The sequence below is a fragment of the Acetohalobium arabaticum DSM 5501 genome (assembly GCF_000144695.1).
GTDB classification, from domain to species: Bacteria; Bacillota; Halanaerobiia; order Halobacteroidales; family Acetohalobiaceae; genus Acetohalobium; species Acetohalobium arabaticum.
The window spans coordinates 101,890-120,115 of the sequence record NC_014378.1 but is presented as its reverse complement, the minus strand read 5'-3'; the positions used below and the strand labels follow the sequence as shown (position 1 = coordinate 120,115).

16 protein-coding genes and 3 tRNA genes are annotated in these 18,226 nt (G+C 35.9%); all 19 read right to left on the bottom strand.

Annotation, left to right across the window (positions count from 1 at the left end; genetic code table 11):
- Positions 1 to 21: 21 nt before the first annotated feature.
- The 19 genes from hpt to mazG all read right to left on the bottom strand — a co-directional run bounded on the left by hpt (position 22) and on the right by mazG (position 18,226).
- Entirely contained in the window at positions 22 to 573 is a 552-nt protein-coding gene (gene hpt, locus acear_RS00620; protein WP_013277108.1) for a hypoxanthine phosphoribosyltransferase, read from the bottom strand.
- 16 nt (positions 574 to 589) lie between these two features.
- Complete coding sequence (tilS, locus tag acear_RS00615) at positions 590 to 1,990, bottom strand: tRNA lysidine(34) synthetase TilS (protein ID WP_013277107.1); 1,401 nt, start codon at positions 1,988 to 1,990, stop codon at positions 590 to 592.
- Between the two features lie 96 nt (positions 1,991 to 2,086).
- Positions 2,087 to 4,522: a stage II sporulation protein E gene (gene spoIIE, locus acear_RS00610; protein WP_013277106.1), complete on the bottom strand. Its 2,436-nt coding sequence runs from the start codon at positions 4,520 to 4,522 to the stop codon at positions 2,087 to 2,089.
- A gap of 188 nt (positions 4,523 to 4,710) precedes the next feature.
- A tRNA-Met gene (locus acear_RS00605) sits at positions 4,711 to 4,787 on the bottom strand.
- A gap of 9 nt (positions 4,788 to 4,796) precedes the next feature.
- Positions 4,797 to 4,873 (bottom strand) — tRNA-Met (locus acear_RS00600).
- Positions 4,874 to 4,891: 18 nt separating this feature from the next.
- Positions 4,892 to 4,981, bottom strand: a tRNA-Leu gene (locus acear_RS00595).
- Positions 4,982 to 5,125: 144 nt separating this feature from the next.
- Positions 5,126 to 6,022: a Ppx/GppA phosphatase family protein gene (locus acear_RS00590; RefSeq protein WP_013277105.1), complete on the bottom strand. Its 897-nt coding sequence runs from the start codon at positions 6,020 to 6,022 to the stop codon at positions 5,126 to 5,128.
- Positions 6,023 to 6,024: 2 nt separating this feature from the next.
- Positions 6,025 to 6,591, bottom strand: a complete 567-nt coding sequence (locus tag acear_RS00585) for a DUF501 domain-containing protein (protein ID WP_013277104.1) — start codon at positions 6,589 to 6,591, stop codon at positions 6,025 to 6,027.
- 945 nt (positions 6,592 to 7,536) lie between these two features.
- Entirely contained in the window at positions 7,537 to 8,463 is a 927-nt protein-coding gene (gene pstA, locus acear_RS00575) for a phosphate ABC transporter permease PstA (protein ID WP_013277103.1), read from the bottom strand.
- Positions 8,463 to 9,344: a phosphate ABC transporter permease subunit PstC gene (gene pstC / locus acear_RS00570; protein ID WP_013277102.1), complete on the bottom strand. Its 882-nt coding sequence runs from the start codon at positions 9,342 to 9,344 to the stop codon at positions 8,463 to 8,465. The genes pstA and pstC overlap by 1 nt, the downstream gene beginning before the upstream one ends.
- Positions 9,345 to 9,446: 102 nt before the next feature.
- On the bottom strand, positions 9,447 to 10,271 hold the full coding sequence (locus acear_RS00565) for a PstS family phosphate ABC transporter substrate-binding protein (protein WP_013277101.1): 825 nt from the start codon (positions 10,269 to 10,271) through the stop codon (positions 9,447 to 9,449).
- A gap of 481 nt (positions 10,272 to 10,752) precedes the next feature.
- Positions 10,753 to 11,112: a S1 RNA-binding domain-containing protein gene (locus acear_RS00560; RefSeq protein ID WP_013277100.1), complete on the bottom strand. Its 360-nt coding sequence runs from the start codon at positions 11,110 to 11,112 to the stop codon at positions 10,753 to 10,755.
- A 103-nt stretch (positions 11,113 to 11,215) separates the two neighbouring features.
- Positions 11,216 to 13,372: a Tex family protein gene (locus acear_RS00555; RefSeq protein ID WP_013277099.1), complete on the bottom strand. Its 2,157-nt coding sequence runs from the start codon at positions 13,370 to 13,372 to the stop codon at positions 11,216 to 11,218.
- Positions 13,350 to 13,694 carry an FtsB family cell division protein gene (locus tag acear_RS11975; RefSeq protein ID WP_013277098.1) on the bottom strand — a complete coding sequence of 115 codons (345 nt, stop codon included), beginning with the start codon at positions 13,692 to 13,694 and terminating at the stop codon, positions 13,350 to 13,352. The genes acear_RS00555 and acear_RS11975 overlap by 23 nt, the downstream gene beginning before the upstream one ends.
- Positions 13,695 to 13,779: 85 nt before the next feature.
- The gene (yabQ, locus tag acear_RS00545; protein ID WP_013277097.1) at positions 13,780 to 14,199 is read right to left on the bottom strand and encodes a spore cortex biosynthesis protein YabQ; all 420 of its coding nucleotides are present in this window, start codon (positions 14,197 to 14,199) and stop codon (positions 13,780 to 13,782) included.
- Positions 14,200 to 14,230: 31 nt separating this feature from the next.
- Positions 14,231 to 14,485 carry a sporulation protein YabP gene (yabP, locus tag acear_RS00540; protein WP_013277096.1) on the bottom strand — a complete coding sequence of 85 codons (255 nt, stop codon included), beginning with the start codon at positions 14,483 to 14,485 and terminating at the stop codon, positions 14,231 to 14,233.
- 99 nt (positions 14,486 to 14,584) lie between these two features.
- Positions 14,585 to 15,526: a SpoIID/LytB domain-containing protein gene (locus tag acear_RS00535; protein WP_013277095.1), complete on the bottom strand. Its 942-nt coding sequence runs from the start codon at positions 15,524 to 15,526 to the stop codon at positions 14,585 to 14,587.
- A gap of 59 nt (positions 15,527 to 15,585) precedes the next feature.
- Positions 15,586 to 16,746, bottom strand: a complete 1,161-nt coding sequence (locus acear_RS00530; protein ID WP_013277094.1) for a D-alanyl-D-alanine carboxypeptidase family protein — start codon at positions 16,744 to 16,746, stop codon at positions 15,586 to 15,588.
- On the bottom strand, positions 16,730 to 18,226 hold the full coding sequence (gene mazG / locus acear_RS00525; RefSeq protein WP_013277093.1) for a nucleoside triphosphate pyrophosphohydrolase: 1,497 nt from the start codon (positions 18,224 to 18,226) through the stop codon (positions 16,730 to 16,732). The genes acear_RS00530 and mazG overlap by 17 nt, the downstream gene beginning before the upstream one ends.

Genomic DNA, 18,226 nt, shown 5'->3' with positions numbered 1-18,226 from the left:
TCTGAATATTATATTTAATTTTTAATCATAAAATTTCGGTTTTAGAACAAAAATAAACGGTACATTTCTATATCTTTCATCATAATCAAGTCCATACCCTACTGCAAATTCATCAGGAATTTCAAAACCGTTATAATCAACTTCAACTTTCTTTACAGTTCTTCTTTCCGGCTTATCTAATAGTGTACATATTTTAATACTAGCAGGATCTCTAGTCTCTAAAAAATCAACTACATGTTTTAACGTCCTACCTGTATCTATTATATCTTCCACAATTAAAACATGTCTATCTTCAATATTTTCTTCTAAATCTTTAATTATTCTAACTACACCGGATGATTCAGTACCATCATAGCTAGAAACATCCATGAAATCAAAAGTGACCGGTAGCTTTACATGACGGGCAAGATCTGCCATGAAAATTATTCCCCCCCGTAAAACACCTACCATTACAACATCATCATCTCTATTATAATCAGCAGTGATTTCTGCTCCCATTTCTGCAATTCTTTCTTGCAATTCATCCTCTGTAACTAAAATTTCATCAATTTTATCTGCTAATTTATCGCGCATAATTACTCCCTCCCTTTTAATATTTTGTTATATCTATTACTAAAACTTTTTCTGTCTGATCAGTAACTCTAAATTTATCATCAATTCTTAAATCACCTACTGCAAATATTTCATCATTCATAGTAGTAAAAACTGGAATCCGGTCTCTACTTGCTGCGGGAATCTTTTCATCAATAAAAAAATCCTTTAACTTCTTATTGCCTTTCATACCTAATGGCCGAAAGCGATCACCAGCTTTACGATTCCTTACTTTAATCTGATCGCCGATTAATTCATGGTCTAAATAAAGTTTACTGGATGAATTTAATAATTCCTGCAAATCATTTTCAAATTTAATAATATCCAAGTTGATTTCAATTCCCAATTCTTCAACTTGATACTTACCTGGGATAGAATACCTTTCCGAGAAGTTATTTACTTTTCTTGTCTTATCAGCTCTCCAATAAAATTTTAATCTGTTATAACTCCTTTTTAAACGTAATCCCTGGGGTAACTGTAATAAATTACCTGTCTCTCCATTTATCGATAGTTCCACCATCTGTTGAATATGTTTAGTATAATAATCTCTCTTTGTACCACAAAAATCCAACAGAGCCTGTCTAAAGATCCGGCGTTGAATAGCTAAATCTAAATCTTTGATTCCCTCCAAATCCAAAATTAATTCCTGTGTATTACTTTCAATAACTAGCTGATCATATTTTTCTGCTGTATATTTTTCCATAAATGAGTTTTCTACTCTAAATATTTCAGCCATACGGACTAAATTTTCTTTAATTGAGGAATTAAATTCTTCAGCTAAATACGGCACCAGTTCCAATCTAACTTTATTACGCAAATAAACAGGCTTTAAATTAGAACTATCTATTCGCGGCTCTAACTCATGCTGTTTACAATAATCTCCAATATCTTTGCGCCAAACTTCTAACAAAGGCCGAATAAAGATTCCATTTCTGATAGGCTCAATACCGCTCAAACCATCCAACCCGGCCCCGCGAAGAAAATTCATCAATACTGTTTCTGCCTGATCATCAGCTTGCTGACCGATAGCTATTTTATCCGCTTTGAGACTATCAGCCAGTTCAGTACAAAGCTCGTAGCGAATCTTCCGGGCAGCTGCCTGATTTGATAAGCCAGTTTCCTCAATATAAGCCGGTATATCATACTCTTCAATAGTTGCCGGAATACTTAATTTATTAGCAAATTGAGCCACATATTCAGCATCTTTCTGTGATTCTTCTCCCCTGAACATATGGTCCAGATGAAAAACATGCAGTTTAAGATTATAATCATCCTGCAGCCGCCATAAAATATGTAATAAGGCAAGTGAATCCGGGCCTCCGGACACACTAACAATAACTTTATCACCTTCTGACAGCAATTGATATTCTTCAATCGTCTCTTTTACCTGTTGAATCAATTTTGCAACTCCTTCTAGTTAATTCTCGTTAATATCTAATAATCCAGCTTTAAATTGTTAATTTCGATAAAAAGATCATAGTTCCTGCTTTAATCTTTATTTATTTTGGTATCCTTTTAATCTAGTCACCACTACTGTCATATCATCATCAACTCTATTCTTTAAATTAACAGCCTGCTGTAAGATATATTCAGCCAGAGACTGTGGATCATCTATTAAATTATTCCGCAGTATTCGCAGCATCCATTCTTCCTGTTTAGTTCCATTATCCTGTAAGTCCAATATTCCATCAGTCACCATCACTACCATATCTCCAGGTAAAAGCTGTAGCTTTTGGGTTAATTCTATATCTATATTATCAATGATTCCTACTGGAAGAGAAGAACTTCTAACTAATTCAATATTTCTATTACTGCGTTTAACAAATGTGGGTACTGAACCGATCTTAATAAAGTCGGCTTCTCCTGTATACCGATTAATAGCACTAATATCTAAAGTAGCAAATATTTCTTCCGATGACCGCAATAGCAAAGCTGAATTAACTGTTTTAATGGCTAATTTTTTATCAAATCCAGCATTAATTAATTTTCCTACTAATTGAACAGTAGTATTACTCTCTAAAGCAGCTCTCTTTCCGGTTCCCATTCCATCACTTAAAACTGATACCGTTTCTTTATCATCAACTTCTATAATTTCATAATTGTCTCCTGATACTTCTTCCCCATCAGGACTAACTTGAGCTATACCTGTTTCTACCCAGTAACGAGCAGCAGATGCAATTTCAAAAGAACAGAGATCCTCTCCAAGGCTTGCTCCACATTCACTCCACTCAATCTTAAAGTTTTGATCTAACATCTGATTTAAAATAGGAATAATCTGTTTGGTACATTCCTGGTCTCCATTACAAGACTGTTTAGTTACAGCCATTTTGGTAGTATGCCGGTCTTTAGTAATATCTATTTGATTAAGAAAGATACCATGAGATTGGAGTTCACTTCTAATTGCTCGTTGTAGATTATTATTAAACTTCACTTCCATCTCTAAATCAGAACCCATCTTTTCTAAAATTTGAGAGATTCCTGATAATTGGTTTCCAATTATCTCTCTACTATCCTCTATCTTCTGCTGCCAAAAAGTATCCGTTTCATATTTTTCCAAGAATCTATTAATTTTATCACTGAATCTGACCGACCGATTACAGTCGCCCCCCATAATTGAATCTAACTTTTTACTCTTTATTCTTCCTTCTTCTTCTGCTACTGACAGAGCATCAACAGTCCGCTGATAAGTCTTGAAAAACTCCTGGTCCCAACAGATATTATAGTATTCACAGTTTGAACAGACCTGATTAGTAAGCATACTTAATAGTTCTTCTAAATTATCATCTTCACTAGCTTCAGCTACTGCCTTCTCTTCAAAAGCATTGGCCAATTCTGTGAAAACACCAGACATTTCTTGAACTCTACTTATAACTTCCTGCTTTTTGGTTGATTTTTGCTGTTCAGTCTCTGTAAAATGGATTTCTGTTCCAGGAATCCAGGGCTCAAATAAATTAATAATGGCTTTTGGGATTATAGCTATAATCCCTCCAGCTAATAATGCTTCACTAACAATAGCATTGATATTCCCTACTTCTACTAAAAAGATAGTATATAATAGTACTGATAGGATAAAACCAACAATAACTCCCAATTTATCTTCTTTCTTAAAATGTCCACTAACTAAACCGGCTAAAGCATATAAACCGGTCACCTCAACCGTATAAGAATTAGAAATACCATAAAACAACCCAATAACCATTCCTACAACTGCAGCTATAGCACCTCCACTGTTAATAGCAATCAACATAATTATTAAACTGCTAAATATCCGCGGAAGATTAACTATTCCTACGTTAATATTGGGTAATCCTACATTAAACGCAGCAAGAGTAACCAATAAAGCTAAAGCATTAATCTCTTCAAAGTTTTCTTTAGAGCTGAATAAAGGTACTAAGCCTTCAAGTAAAACTAAGTTTAGAACTCCTATTAAAATCGGTCCCAACAGTCGAATCAGACTATTATACAATGGTTGGGGGAAAAATACCAAATTAAGAACTTCAATTACTAATATACTTCCTCCATTTAAAAGTGCAAACTGCCATTTAGTAAGTACTTTATCTTTATACCCTAAAAAACCAGCAATTAAAGTAAATAAACAACCAGCAATTAAGTATTTCCCTAAAGCCCAGCTTAAGCCTAAAACTGTATAATATCCCATATATGTACTACAGAAAAATAAAATAACTCGTCCAGTTTTTTCATTACTATAAATTTTTCGATAGAGAACTACTCCAAAAAATGTTAATCCAAAAGGAAGTAATTTAGGCGATAATACTGCTCGGCTTAACACTAATCCAATAAAAAAATAGACTAGATGTAGCATGTCCAATTCTAAAAATAAATTCTTAATTAAACCTTTTACCTTACCGCTTTTGGCCTGCTGCTTTTTTTCTAATCGTTTATAAGTAGATAAATCCGTCTTAGCAAACATTTAATCCCCTCCTAAGTTTCAGCATTAAAGTAATGATTGTAAATCCTATTATACATTTTTTTACAGCAAATATTTGTTGTTTCTTCTCGATTGCCGTACAAGATCTTTTTACATTTTATCCCAAATAAAAATAACTCCCTATTAATTAGGGAGTTTATGTAAAAAAATGTAAACTGAGGGCATAAAAATGGTGGCGGTGTAGGGACTTGAACCCCAGACACTGCGGGTATGAACCGCATGCTCTAGCCAACTGAGCTACACCGCCACGTTTGTTTGGTTGCGGGGATCGGATTCGAACCGATGGCCTCCGGGTTATGAGCCCGACGAGCTACCAGACTGCTCTACCCCGCGTCATTATTTAGCTGTAAGTGGTGCCGGGGGTGGGATTCGAACCCACACGAGCACAGAAGGCTCACCGGATTTTAAGTCCGATGCGTCTGCCAGTTCCGCCACCCCGGCTTTCAATATTTCACTTTCTCTTCTTCATTAGCGACAAGAACTATTATAATACATCTCCGCTCTTTGGTCAATAGCAAACACTCTCAATTAAAAGTTGTTTATTACATTTAACTTCATAATTCTCTATTTTACTTGTTTATTCTCTTATTTGCAATAATCATAAATGAGACCATCCAATATATCTGCTTCACTAACTGTAATCTCTGATATATTCAGATTATCCATTACTTCCAATAAAATCCGAACTCCAGCTACGATAATGTCAGCTCGCTCAGGCTGTAAACCGACTACCTCTTTCCGCTCATCAATAGTCTTAGCACTTAAATCAGAAAGTATTCTTTTAATTCTTTCCAGTTCTAATTGGTATCCATGCACCTCTTCTGGATTATAAGGTGATAACTGCTGGTCAACTGCTGCTAAAGTAGTTATCGTTCCTCCAACTCCTAATAACATTTTAACTCTCCCCTGTAACTTATTCAATACAGGATTTAATAGCTCACCAATTAATTCTTGTCTCGATTTAAGTTTAGTTTCTTTTTCAGTCATCCTGACTGCTCCTACATCAACACTAACTTTTTCTTTAATTTCAGTTTCTGAACCAAAGATGAATTCTGTACTTCCACCTCCAATATCCAGAACTAAATTATCATCTGTCAATTGGCAGTCCAGTCCTTTAGTAGCACCTAAATAGGAAAGATCAGCCTCTCTGCTGCCGTCAATTATCTCTACTTCTATGCCGGTATCAGTTTTAACCTCATTAATAAATTCCTGCTGATTAGAAACATCTCTAACTGCACTAGTAGCCACTGCTCTAACAGCTTCTACCTGATAATCAGCAATCAGTTCAGCATACTCTTTTAAGGCCTCTACTGTTCTTATTATGGCTTCATTCTGTAAATAACCGCTTTTATCAACTCCAGCACCTAAACGTGTCGTCTTCAATTCTGTTGCTAAGGGGTTAATACTTTGGTCCTTCTCTATTTTTGCAATTAACAAACGCGTCGAATTAGTTCCAATATCAATCGCTGCTACCTTTGGCATTTCTAATCCTCCTTGCTGCAGATACTACAGCCGTCCAGACTGCTGTCTAGAAATCTATCCTCTAACAGTTCATCTACTATCTTTCCCACTGGATTATGCCGATTAACTAAATAATCGGCATAATGAGTATGCAGACACTTAATTCCTTCCTTCTCCATAATTCCGCCCACTCCTGACTGCGAAACTACCTTCCAGCGGCCTGGATACTCTTCTTTCAATTTAGTTAAATCTGAATCTTTGAGCAATCCAACTCTCTTCTGTGCATAATTTCTATGGGCTGCTGTTAACTCCTGCTCTTTATTAGAATCAGCCATTATTTCTTCCTGCACCTGCTGGATTAATCCTTCAGATTCCAGACTAAATATCTCTTCTACTAATTTAGGACAGCTTAACCAGTAGGTTGTAGGGAATAGCTTTAATTCGTCCTTCTCTTCTAAGACTGGATAGGTAACTAAGACTTGCGGATAACCCTCCTGACACCACTTAGCTATTCCAACTAAGTTTCTAGGTTCTCTTTCTAACTGCTGGGTAATCACTTTATAGTCTTTTGCTGTAGGCTTTCTTTCCATTTATTTCACCTCTTATTTAAAAGGAATCAAGTGGCTTATTGGCCACTCTTCTATAAAATTAATTCTACTGCTGATTGCAATAATATTTATATATTGTGTCACTTCACAACGTTCTCGCATATATGTCTTATTTGTGGTTGCCTAGCATAATCGGTATAATCTCATTCATGACATTGCAGGAATAGTCAATATGTATCCGCCGCTTGCCGTTCATTCGGCCTCCTGCCTCATTCACTCTCAAAAACTGCCCCTCCGCCATAGCCAGCATACAGACCAATGCTGGCTATGGGATGAACTTATTGAGCAGGGAGTTAATATTAATGCTCTGATTCAAAAACAAGGAGCTAAAATTAGTTTCTCTACAGCCTCCATGGTTTTACGACGGACAGGACGTCCTAGTACTGACGCTGCAACAGGACGTTGCGGTTAGCGTCAGTGAGAGTCGCTCTGGACACATATTGACTATTGATAATAAAATATATTGCTGTGATTATCACCAATGAGAGTTATTGAAAGCATATATTGACTATTTATGGTATTACAGAACAGAAATTTCATTGGTTTGGGTTTTAACGCTTTCCCTCAGATAATTTTGCACAATTAGTTGATATCTTGCAACAAGCGACTTTAAAGCAGCCCCAAAAAAGAAAATGGTTAACATATAAAGTAGGGTATTCAAACAGTAGCTCTAAGGTTAATTTATTGCTAATTAATCAGGGCTGATTTTCGGAGCGTTTGCAAGATATCAACTCTAAACTGCAACAATATATCAATTTAATTCTACATTACTTAATCTATTTAATAAGAGTTATTCACAATCTACAAAAATATAGTTTCTGGAGCAATAAAATAGATTGCTCTTTTACAAGCAATCTATAATTATTATAACATTTTATTTTAAAAAAGAAAACTATAATCCTACTATAGAAAGGATATTCAGAATCCTTAATCTTTAATCATATTACCATAGTAGAATCTAAGCCCAATAGCTACTAGATTAATAGTAATCACTAAAAATAATAAGACTACAGCCGTTCCATAGGCGAGTGGTGTCTGTTGGGCTGGGGAAGTACCAGCAGTAACTAAAGCATAAATCTGATATGGTAGAGCCATAATCTCATCAAAAACTGAAGTTGGTAATTGGCCTGTATAATAAGTAGCTGCTGTAAATAAAATTGGTGCGGTCTCACCAGCAACTCGACCAACTCCTAAAATACATCCAGTCAAGATACCTGGAGCTGCTGCCGGTAGAACAACATTCTTTACTGTGTCCCATCTGGTAGCTCCTAAAGCTAATGAAGCTTCTCTATATTCATCAGGAACTGCCATTAATGACTCCTCCGAAGCTCTAATAATTGTCGGTAAGATAACAATTCCTAATGTCAAAGCCCCCGATAAAACAGAGACACCAAAGTTGAAGAATTTAACAAAGACAGCTAAACCAAACAGTCCAAAGACTACTGATGGTACTCCGGCTAAATTATTAACTCCAATCCTAATAATCCGGATTATCTTTCCTTCCTCAGCATATTCAGTCATATATATAGCAGATAAGACTCCTAGTGGAGTAGCAAAGCTTATAGACCCAACAATTAAGTAAAAAGACCCTAATAATGCTGGGAAAATACCTCCTTCAGTCATACCATTTTTAGGCATCTCAGAAATAAACGTCCAGCTTATAACACTGAGACCTTTACTAAATACAAAGTAGATAATTAAGACTAATATTCCCAAAGATAAGACTAAAGTTGAACCTAATAATCCAAAAACTAATTTCTGTTTCAAATGGCGAAAATCAATACTCTTATCACTAATCTTCAGTTTATTTTGATTTAATACGCCGTCATTCTTGATAGATTTATCACTCTCCATTATCCACTCACCTTCTCCTTAAACTGCTGTGAAGCAATATCCGCTATAATATTAAACAAAAGTGTGATGAAGAAAAGTACAATACCGATTCCAAACAATGCATGATAATGATCACTACCTACTGGGGCTTCTCCCATCTCAGCAGCTATACTAGCAGTCATTGGTCGCACAGGCATTAATATATCTTTAGGAATAACTGCCGAACCACCGGCTACCATCAAAACAGTCATAGTCTCGCCTATAGCTCTACCCATTCCTAAAATAACTGCTGTCACTATTCCTGATGAAGCTGTAGGTAAGATAACTCGACTAATTGTTTCCCATTTAGTAGCACCTAAAGCTAAAGAAGCATTTCTAAAACTTTTAGGAACTGAACAAATAGCATCTTCAGCTAAGCTAACTATAATCGGCAGCGCCATAATACCCAACATGATCGAAGCAGTAAATCCATTTAATCCCGTGGGCAGATCAAAAACATTTTTTAAGAATGGACCTAACATCTTCATTCCAAATAATCCATAAATCACTGATGGTATTCCAGCCAATAACTCAAGTAATGGCTTAACTATATTCTTTACTTTAGGCGGTAAAATATAAGAAATAACAACAGCAGATGCAATTCCTATCGGCACAGAAACTATCATAGCCCCAAAAGTAACCACTAAAGAAGCACTAAGCAGAGGAAAAATCCCAAAACCAGGTGGATCATAGGTTGGATACCATTCTTTACCAAACACAAATTCCAAAATTCCTACCTTCTCAAAGATAGGAAGACCTTCATTAAATAATGTAATTACTATTCCTGTTAAGAATAATATTGATGATAGAGCAAATATAAAGAGAACTACTTTAATTATCTTTTCTTTAGTCTTCCAGTGCACTAACTTCCACCTCCAGCTTGCTGATTAATTAATAGATATAGAAGGGAGGATCCTCTCCCTTCTATATCAGAACCAAATATTTATCAAATTAGAAGTTTTCTCTTAGTGAAGCGGAACATAACCTTGATTTTCAGCAATTTCTTGTCCTTTTGAACTTAAAACAAAGTTAATGAACTTAGCAGTTAAGCCTTCTGGCCAGCCGTCAGTAAACATGAATAGCGGACGAGCAATTGGAAACTTACCGCTAGCTACAGTAGCATTAGTCGGCTTGACACCATTAACCTTAACAGCTTTAAGATTATCAGATAAGTATCCTAAACCTACATAACCGATTGCATTTTCATTATCAGCAACTACACTTGCTACAGCTCCATTAGAAGCCTGCATCAATGCACTAGGAGTTACTCTTTCACCTTCAAGAGCAATCTCTCCAAATACTTCAAATGTTCCAGAGCTAGAGTCACGAGATACAACAACGATTCTCTCATCATTTCCGCCTAGTTCTTTCCAATTAGTAATTTCACCAGTATAGATAGCTTTAATCTCATCTAGTGTTAATTCATCAACAGAATTACTTGGATGAACAACAGCAGCAATTCCGTCCATTGCTACTCTATGTGGTACAGGATAGATTCCATTATCCTCTGCCTGTTTAAGCTCGCCTGGCTTGATGAATCGAGAAGCATCTGCAACATCAACAGCTCCATCAACTAAAGCTGCAATACCATTACCAGAACCGCCACCTCTAACTGTAATATTAACTCCTGGATTCTGATCCATATAAACCTCTGCTGCTCTCTGAGCAATAGGTAATACAGTAGAAGACCCCTGAACACTTAGCGTATCACTTGCAGAAGCTACACCAACTGACATCATACATACCATTAATAATACCGATAGAATTACTAAGTTACGTGAATTAAACATTAATTTTCCCCCTTAATAAGTTTAGTTTTATTTGCTACATCTATACGATAACATATCAATGTTAAATTTAGATTAAATAGGCATTAAATCTAGGTAATCTTTAAGTTAACAAAATTTTAATTAATAGAAAAAATGATATTAAAATATAAAAAACACCCCCTAAAAATAGAGGGTGCTAATTAACAGATATAAAATTACAGTGTCAGCTTCTCGGCACTAAAGTACCGAACTTGCTAAGTTCAGATATGCTCAGCATATCCTAAAAGTATTAGCAAGTTTTGCACCTTCTTAATCGCACAAATTGGTAATTCACGATTAAGAAAGTAACAGGTTCGTCTGACAAAGTTACGCCCATCCCTATTGTAAAAACAATAGGGCTACGAGTTACCTCGTATGCTATCTTTTAAATAGCTCGTTTAACAATTAATATTATATACATGTGATTAAAATTTTCAACAGCTAAATTCTATGAACTCATATATTAGTAACGCGAACCACCGCCACGTTTAGATTCAATACTCTTCTTCAACTGCTTCTGCTTTTCGTCGCTTTCTTCTATAAACTTCTTCATCTGCTTTTCAAAAGACATCTTTGGTTTTCTATCTTCTCCCTCTAACTGTTTAAGGGATAAACCGATTTTACCGTCATCATCTATTGAAATAACCTTTACCTCAATCTCTTCATTCATCTCTAAATAATCATTAACATCCTTAACATAGGTATCGGCTATTTCTGAAATATGAATAAGTCCGGTTTCACCTCCAGACAGCTCAACAAAAGCTCCGAAATTTGTAATCCCGCTCACTTTTCCTTCTACAACGCTGCCAACTTCAACTGACATACCTTACAAATTCCTCCTCTTAAAGATTTTCTAAGTGTAGATAGACTAACACTAATTAATGATATTATACCTCATATTAAACTTATTGTCAAATGCAGTTAAGTTAAAAATTCATTGTCAATGCTATTCGCTTTCTGGCTGAATCAATCTCTAAAATCTTGATTTTAACTACATCACCTACCTTTACTACCTCAAAAGGATCTTCAACATACTCTGAACTCATTTCAGAGATATGTACCAAACCATCCTCTTTGACACCAATATCCACAAAGGCTCCAAAATCAACTACATTCCTTATCTCGCCCTGCAGAATCATACCGGACTTTAGATCATCCCAGCTCATTACTTCCTGTTTAAATACAGGTTTAGACATTTCTTCTCTTGGATCTCTACCAGGCTTGACCAAATTCTTTTTAATATCCAATAAAGTAGGAAAACCTACTCCTATCTTATCTGTTAATTCTTTAAGATTTAGGTTATTTAATCTTTCTTTCAAGTCTTGATTCTCTTTAAAGTCTAAATCTTTAAGTTTAAATCCAGTTTCCTTTAATAATTTTCTAGCAGCAGAATAGGATTCGGGATGGATTGCTGTCGCTGCTAACTTATCCTCTCCATCAAAAATTCTTAAGAATCCTGCTGCCTGGGTAAAGGTTTTAGGCCCAATCCCATAAACATCCTTCAGTTGATCTCGACTGCTAAACTTACCATTCTCTTCCCTCCACTGAACGATATTATTGGCTACTGTTTTATTAACTCCTGCTACATACCCTAACAGAGAAGTAGAAGCTGTATTCAAATCAACTCCAACATAATTTACTACAGACTCAACTACTGTTTCTAAGGCTTCATCCAATTCACCCTGATTAAGATCATGTTGATACATCCCTACTCCTAAATGCTTAGAATCAATCTTGACCAATTCAGCCAGCGGGTCCTGCAGCCTTCTGGCTATGGAAACTGTGCCCCGCAGCGAAACATCTAACTTGGGAAACTCATCCTGGGCTACCTCAGATGCTGAATAAACCGAAGCCCCGGCTTCATTAACAATTACATAATGCAAGTCCAATTCAGACTCTTTAATAATCTCAGCCGCTAACTCTTCGGTCTCCCGACAGGCTGTCCCATTTCCAATAGCAATTAAATCAACATTATACTCGGTTATTAATTCTTCAAGCTGCTCTTTGGCCTCGCTCACCTTCTTCTGCGGCGGATGAGGGTAGATAGCTGCTGTCGCCAATAAGTTTCCGATTTCATCAACCACTGCTACTTTGGATCCGGTTCTGAAACCAGGATCAATACCTAAGACTCTTTTATCCCTCACTGGCGGCTGAAGCAGAAGTGTTTTCAAATTATCAGCAAATATATTAATAGCATGTTCTTCAGCCTCATCAGTTAATTTATTTCTCACTTCACGGCCAATGGCAGGAGCAACCAGACGTTGATAACCATCTTCAATTGCCTCTTCAATCTCTTCTAAAAAGATAGTAGCCTGATTTTCAATTATCATCTCTTTAATCTTTCTAATAATATCTTCATCCGGAGCCTCAACCTTAACCTGTAGAGCCTCTTCATCTTCTCCGCGATTCAGAGCCAATGTTTGATAGGGATCTACCTCTTCTACCTCCTCCTGATACTCATGGTAATCCCGATAATTATCATCTTCATCCTCTTTGACCTCTGAAGTAATACTCCCTTTATCAAAGGTCATTCTTCTTGCTACCTGCCGCACCTCCGGCTTATCAGCCACATATTCTGCAATGATATCCCTTGTTCCCTGCAGAACATCTTCTATCTCTGTTAATTCTTCTTCAGGATTCAGATAATCTTCGGCTAACTCTTTGATTGAACCGCTCTCGAGCTTTTGGGCTAAGAATAATTCAGCTAAAGGCTCTAGTCCTTTATCCTTTGCCTTTGCTGCTCTTGTCTTTCGTTTTTGGCGGTAAGGCCGATAGAGATCTTCTACTGTCTGCAGTTTAGAAGCCTGACTAATCTTTTCTTCTAACTCAGCTGTTAATTTATCCTGATCATCTATTAATTCAATAACCTTCTCTTTTCGTTCAGCTAAATTACGTAGATATTCCAGCTTTTCATCTAGTTCTCTAAGCTCTGTTTCATCTAAACTGCCAGTTGCTTCCTTTCGATATCTAGCAATAAAGGGAATTGTATTTCCTTCATCCAATAGCTCAACTGTATTCCTTACCTGCTTAACTGCTAAATTCAATTCAGCTGCTAATTTTTCATTGATTCTTGCTTGATTCATTCTCCTGACCTCCAGTTTCTTCTTCAACTACTATATACAGAGCTTCTCCCGGTTTTACTAGCCCTAATTCTTTTCTAGCTACTTCTTCTATAAATTCTTTCGAATTAACATGCTGTAGCCTCTTATCTAAAACCTTAACTTCTTTATCTAAATTTTCAGCTTCTGCCTTTAAGCTATTCAATCTTTGTTTCATATTTTTCACTCTAGTACTAACGCGAAAAAAACTATACACAGCTGTAATTAATATAATTAATATAACCACCATAATTTTTTTGGAAGTAATTAATTGCTTGATAAAATTAATTATCTTTCTATTCGGCATGATTTCTGCCTCCTGTTTGCTTAATTAACTTTGATGTTTATGAGTTTCTAGGTATAATTCCAATCTCCTGTCTATTATATTTTATTTAACTATAAAATTTAAATCCATCAATTAAATTCTTTAATTTAATTAATAAATCTTTGACCGGCCTAAATAACTTAGTGCTTAAGTTTATTATCTTTGTTATTAATTTGATAATAGCCTCTAAAGTTACTCTCATCACTCTTATTATCAAACAGCTAAATAACTGATGATAGACTATAATCCCCAGAACTAATCCAACAAAAATATAAAATCTTATCTGGCCAAAATTACTGTTAAGAAGAATAAAAAAGGTTACTCCAGCACCTAAAAAAGCAAAAATAAAATCAATTGCTGCAGTAGCCATATCATTTATATAACCAAAGCTTCTTAGCACACGATAAAAATCAAATAGCAAGGCTAACAGATGGCCTAGAAGTACCATGTATATGAAAGTCTTAATCTGCATCTCCAGTGAAACCACAGAAATTCACCTCTACTAAGAATAGCTACTATTACTTAAATAGATTACTGAGAATGCCATCACCATTATCATCTTGAGAATAGTCCAAGCCATTAATATAACCATCTACTATTAATTCTCCATTATCCAAATTCAACTGCTGTATATTTAAATCTTCTCCTAAAATTAGTAAGGGGCCTAACTCTGTAGCCAAAGATATCTGTTCATCACTGAAATTAATAACTTCTATTACCCCTTCAATCTCCAATAACTCTCTATTATCCATTCTTACCTGATGTTTACTCATATCTATCCTCCTTCTAGATAACTCCTTACTCTATATCTATGTTATTAAGTGAAAGTCTATGACTTAAGGCTTCTACCTCCAAAAAAAAAAGAAGTGGAATTAATTCCACTTCTTGATAATCTCAATATTTGTAAAGTAATGTTTAATAATATCTTCGGGACTCTGTCCCTCTTTAGCTAAAGCATATGCCCCCCACTGGCTCATGCCAACACCGTGACCATAGCCGCTTCCTTTAAAGATAAATCCATTATCTGTTTCTTCTATACTTTCTATCAAAGTAGACTTCAACTCATCAGGACCAATAGAAGTTCTGAACTTAGCAGCTTTGATCGTTTCACTACCATTTCCATAATTTATTGTTAGACCAATAGCACGTCCAGTCTCATCTTTATCATCTATTGTTATATTCTCTACTTTGCTTGCTTGGACACCTTTAATTTCTTTTAATACATTTAAAATAGCACTTTGAGGGAGAGTTACTATCCAAGACTTTACATCCTCAGGAGCATGCTGGTCTGGCGACTCTACACTGGTAATGTATTCCGGTTCTGGTTTATCATAGGCTAAACCTACTTTAGCAGTAGTTGTCTGACCGGCAGCACTGGAATGAAACCAGCCTTTAATGTATTCTCCCTTATGAGTAACTACCTCTCCTCTTGTTTTCTCTACTGCCTGTCTGATTTCATCAGTAATATTTTGCGGCCGATAGGCCTGTGCTTTCTCATGCTCACCGCTGATTTGATTAGTCCCTTCATCCTTAAGCAGTTTCAAAGCGAAAGTGCGGGCAATTATTGCCTGGGCTCCATAGGCATTCTGCGACCAATTAGGCTTCATTTCTCCAGCTACTACCCCGGCTACATACTCTTCCATATTTAAACTTTTAGTCTCTCCATTCTCTGTAACTACCTCAATAGTAGGTTCATCAATCTTTTCTACTTCCTGCTGCTGTTGTTGAGTACAGCTGCTACCTACTACCATTGCTGCTATAATCAAACTCACAATTAGCAGTCGGTTAAATTTTAATTGGCGCAAAAAATCCAATTTAAAACCTCCTTCTTTATGCTTAATCTATCTCTAATCAGGAGGGAATATACATTGAATTATTTAAAAAAACCTAATATAAAGTCTCTTATCATTCTCCATAGCCTAGTTAAAAGATCTGCCCGCTTAACATTCTCAGCTGCAGCTAAATCTACACTTCCTAACTCTTTATCAGCCTGCTTAATAATTAATTTACCTACTATTTCTCCCTTCTCAATTGGAGCTGTTACTTCTTTTTCTAATTCAATTTCCCGTTCTAAATCTTCAGCGTTAGACTTCAATACAAGTTTTAAATCTTCAGCTGTTTCCACTTTAACTTCTAACTCTTCCCCCTCTTTTACTTCTATCTTACCAACATCTTCTCCCTGTTTGACTACCTTCTTTAAATCAAACCGACTGAAACCATAGTTCAGTAACTTAGCCGATTCCTCCATTCTAGCTTCTTCACTATCTGTCTTCATTACAACTGAAATCAACCGCATTCCATCCCGTTTAGCCGTAGCTGCTAGACAATAACCGGCTTTATCTGTCCAGCCAGTCTTTAATCCATCAGCTCCTGGATAATAATTGATTAAATCATTAGTATTATAAAGAGTAAATTCTCCATTTCGAATCTTATCTATCCAGATACTTGTCCAGTCCAATACTTTAGGATGTTTATTAATTAATTCTCTGGACATAATGGCTATATCCCGGGCACTGCTGTAATGAGCCCCATCATCTGTAGGCAGCCCTGTACTGTTAATAAAGTTTGTATCTTTCAAGCCTAATTCAGAAGCCCTCTCATTCATCATTTTAATAAAGTTTTGATAACTTCCAGCTATATGCTCACCAAGAGCCACACAGGCATCATTAGCCGAAGCAATAGCTATTGATTCTAAAAGCGTCTCTACTTTCATCTTTTCTTTAGGAGCTAGATATATCTGAGAACCGCCCATAGAAGAAGCAAATTCACTGGCTATTACTGTATCATCTAAATTCATCTGTCCAGAATCTATAGCCTCCATAGCCAAAAGCAAAGTCATGATCTTAGTTATACTAGCTGGAGGCAGTTCCTCGGTAACATTCTTAGTAAACAAAACCTGCCCTGTTTCAGCTTCCATCAAGATGGCTGATTCAGCTTCTATATCAAAAGCAGCTAAAACAGGACTAGCAACAACTAAAAGACTGCTTAATACCAAAATAATTACTATTGTTAATTTTTTATTCAAATCTTTCATTAATTTTTTCCTCCTCTAATTTAACTTTAGCTTTCTGCCACAATTCTTCTAATTCAGTTAAGGACATTCCACTTAACTTATCATCTGCCAGCTTCTCCATATATTGAAATCTAGCTTTAAATTTACAACAAGCATCATGTAAAGTCAGCTCTGAATCTAAATCCAGAAATCTACTAACATTAACTACAGCAAACAGTAAATCCCCTAACTCTTCTTTGACTAAGTCCTTCTGCTCAAACATTAAAGCTTCTTGGAATTCTTCTAACTCTTCTTTTAACTTATCGACTGCACCATCTATATCTGTCCAATCAAATCCAATCTCTGCAGCTTTAGATTGAATCTCCTGGGCCCCCATCAATGCCGGAAGGCCTCTGGTAATATCCAGAAGGGATTCATTCTCTTTATGATTCTTTTCTGTTGCCTTTATCTCTTCCCACTTCTTTATTACTTCATCGGAAGTCGATAGTTCCTTCGTTCCAAAAACATGAGGATGGCGCCTGATCATTTTTTCTGAAATACTGCTGATTACATCCTCTATAGTAAAATCTCCTGTCTCTTCTGCCAGTTGAGCATGAAAAACAACATGTAATAACAGATCACCTAATTCCTCACATAATCCAGCAGAATCATTAAGTTCTATACTTTCTAAAACTTCATAGGTCTCTTCAATTAAATGCGGCCGCAAAGAATAATGTGTCTGCTCTAAATCCCAGGGGCATCCCTCAGGACTTCTCAATTTAGCTACCACTTTAACTAATGTATCCAGACTTCCTAGCCTATCTAAATCTACCTCTGTTTTCTCTGATAAAGCTGGAATATAAAGATTAATTAACTGGTCAACTTCTTTTAACTTATCCAAATTACGAAGTAGAAGTTTACGGCTTTCTGTTAGATAATCTTTACCTACTTCAATTATCTGAATAGAATAATCAGCCGGATAAACCTCTAATAAGCCTTCTTGTAATCTAGAAGCTGCTTTCTGATTACTGATATTAGTTAAAACTAGACTCTGGTCAGTATCTATATCTTCAACTCTAAATGCTAAACTGTCCATAATCTGTAGGCCATTAGAATCAAAATTAAACTTTCTTTTCAACAAGCCAAAAGAGTCTAGTCCTGGTAGGACCTCTATTCTATCATCAGGTAGCTTAGCCACCAGTCGATTAACTGACTCATCACCTACTAAAGGGCTGCCGGGAACAGCATAGTCTACTTCTATATTTTTATCTAAATAACCCCTAATCTGCTCAGCGATACTATTGACTATCTGATCAGAATCCAGGTCTTTCTCTAATAGATTATCAAAGGATATAACATCTATTCCTTCTTCTTTAAAATGCGGAATAACAGGATGCTTATCTGTTCTCACTAACAGCTTGTCTACCTTCTTAAGTTCCTTATAAGCCTTTAACGTTAAATCATCTACTCCTTTATAACCTAAGCCTATTATCTTTAATCCTTTTAATTCTGGTTCTGGCAT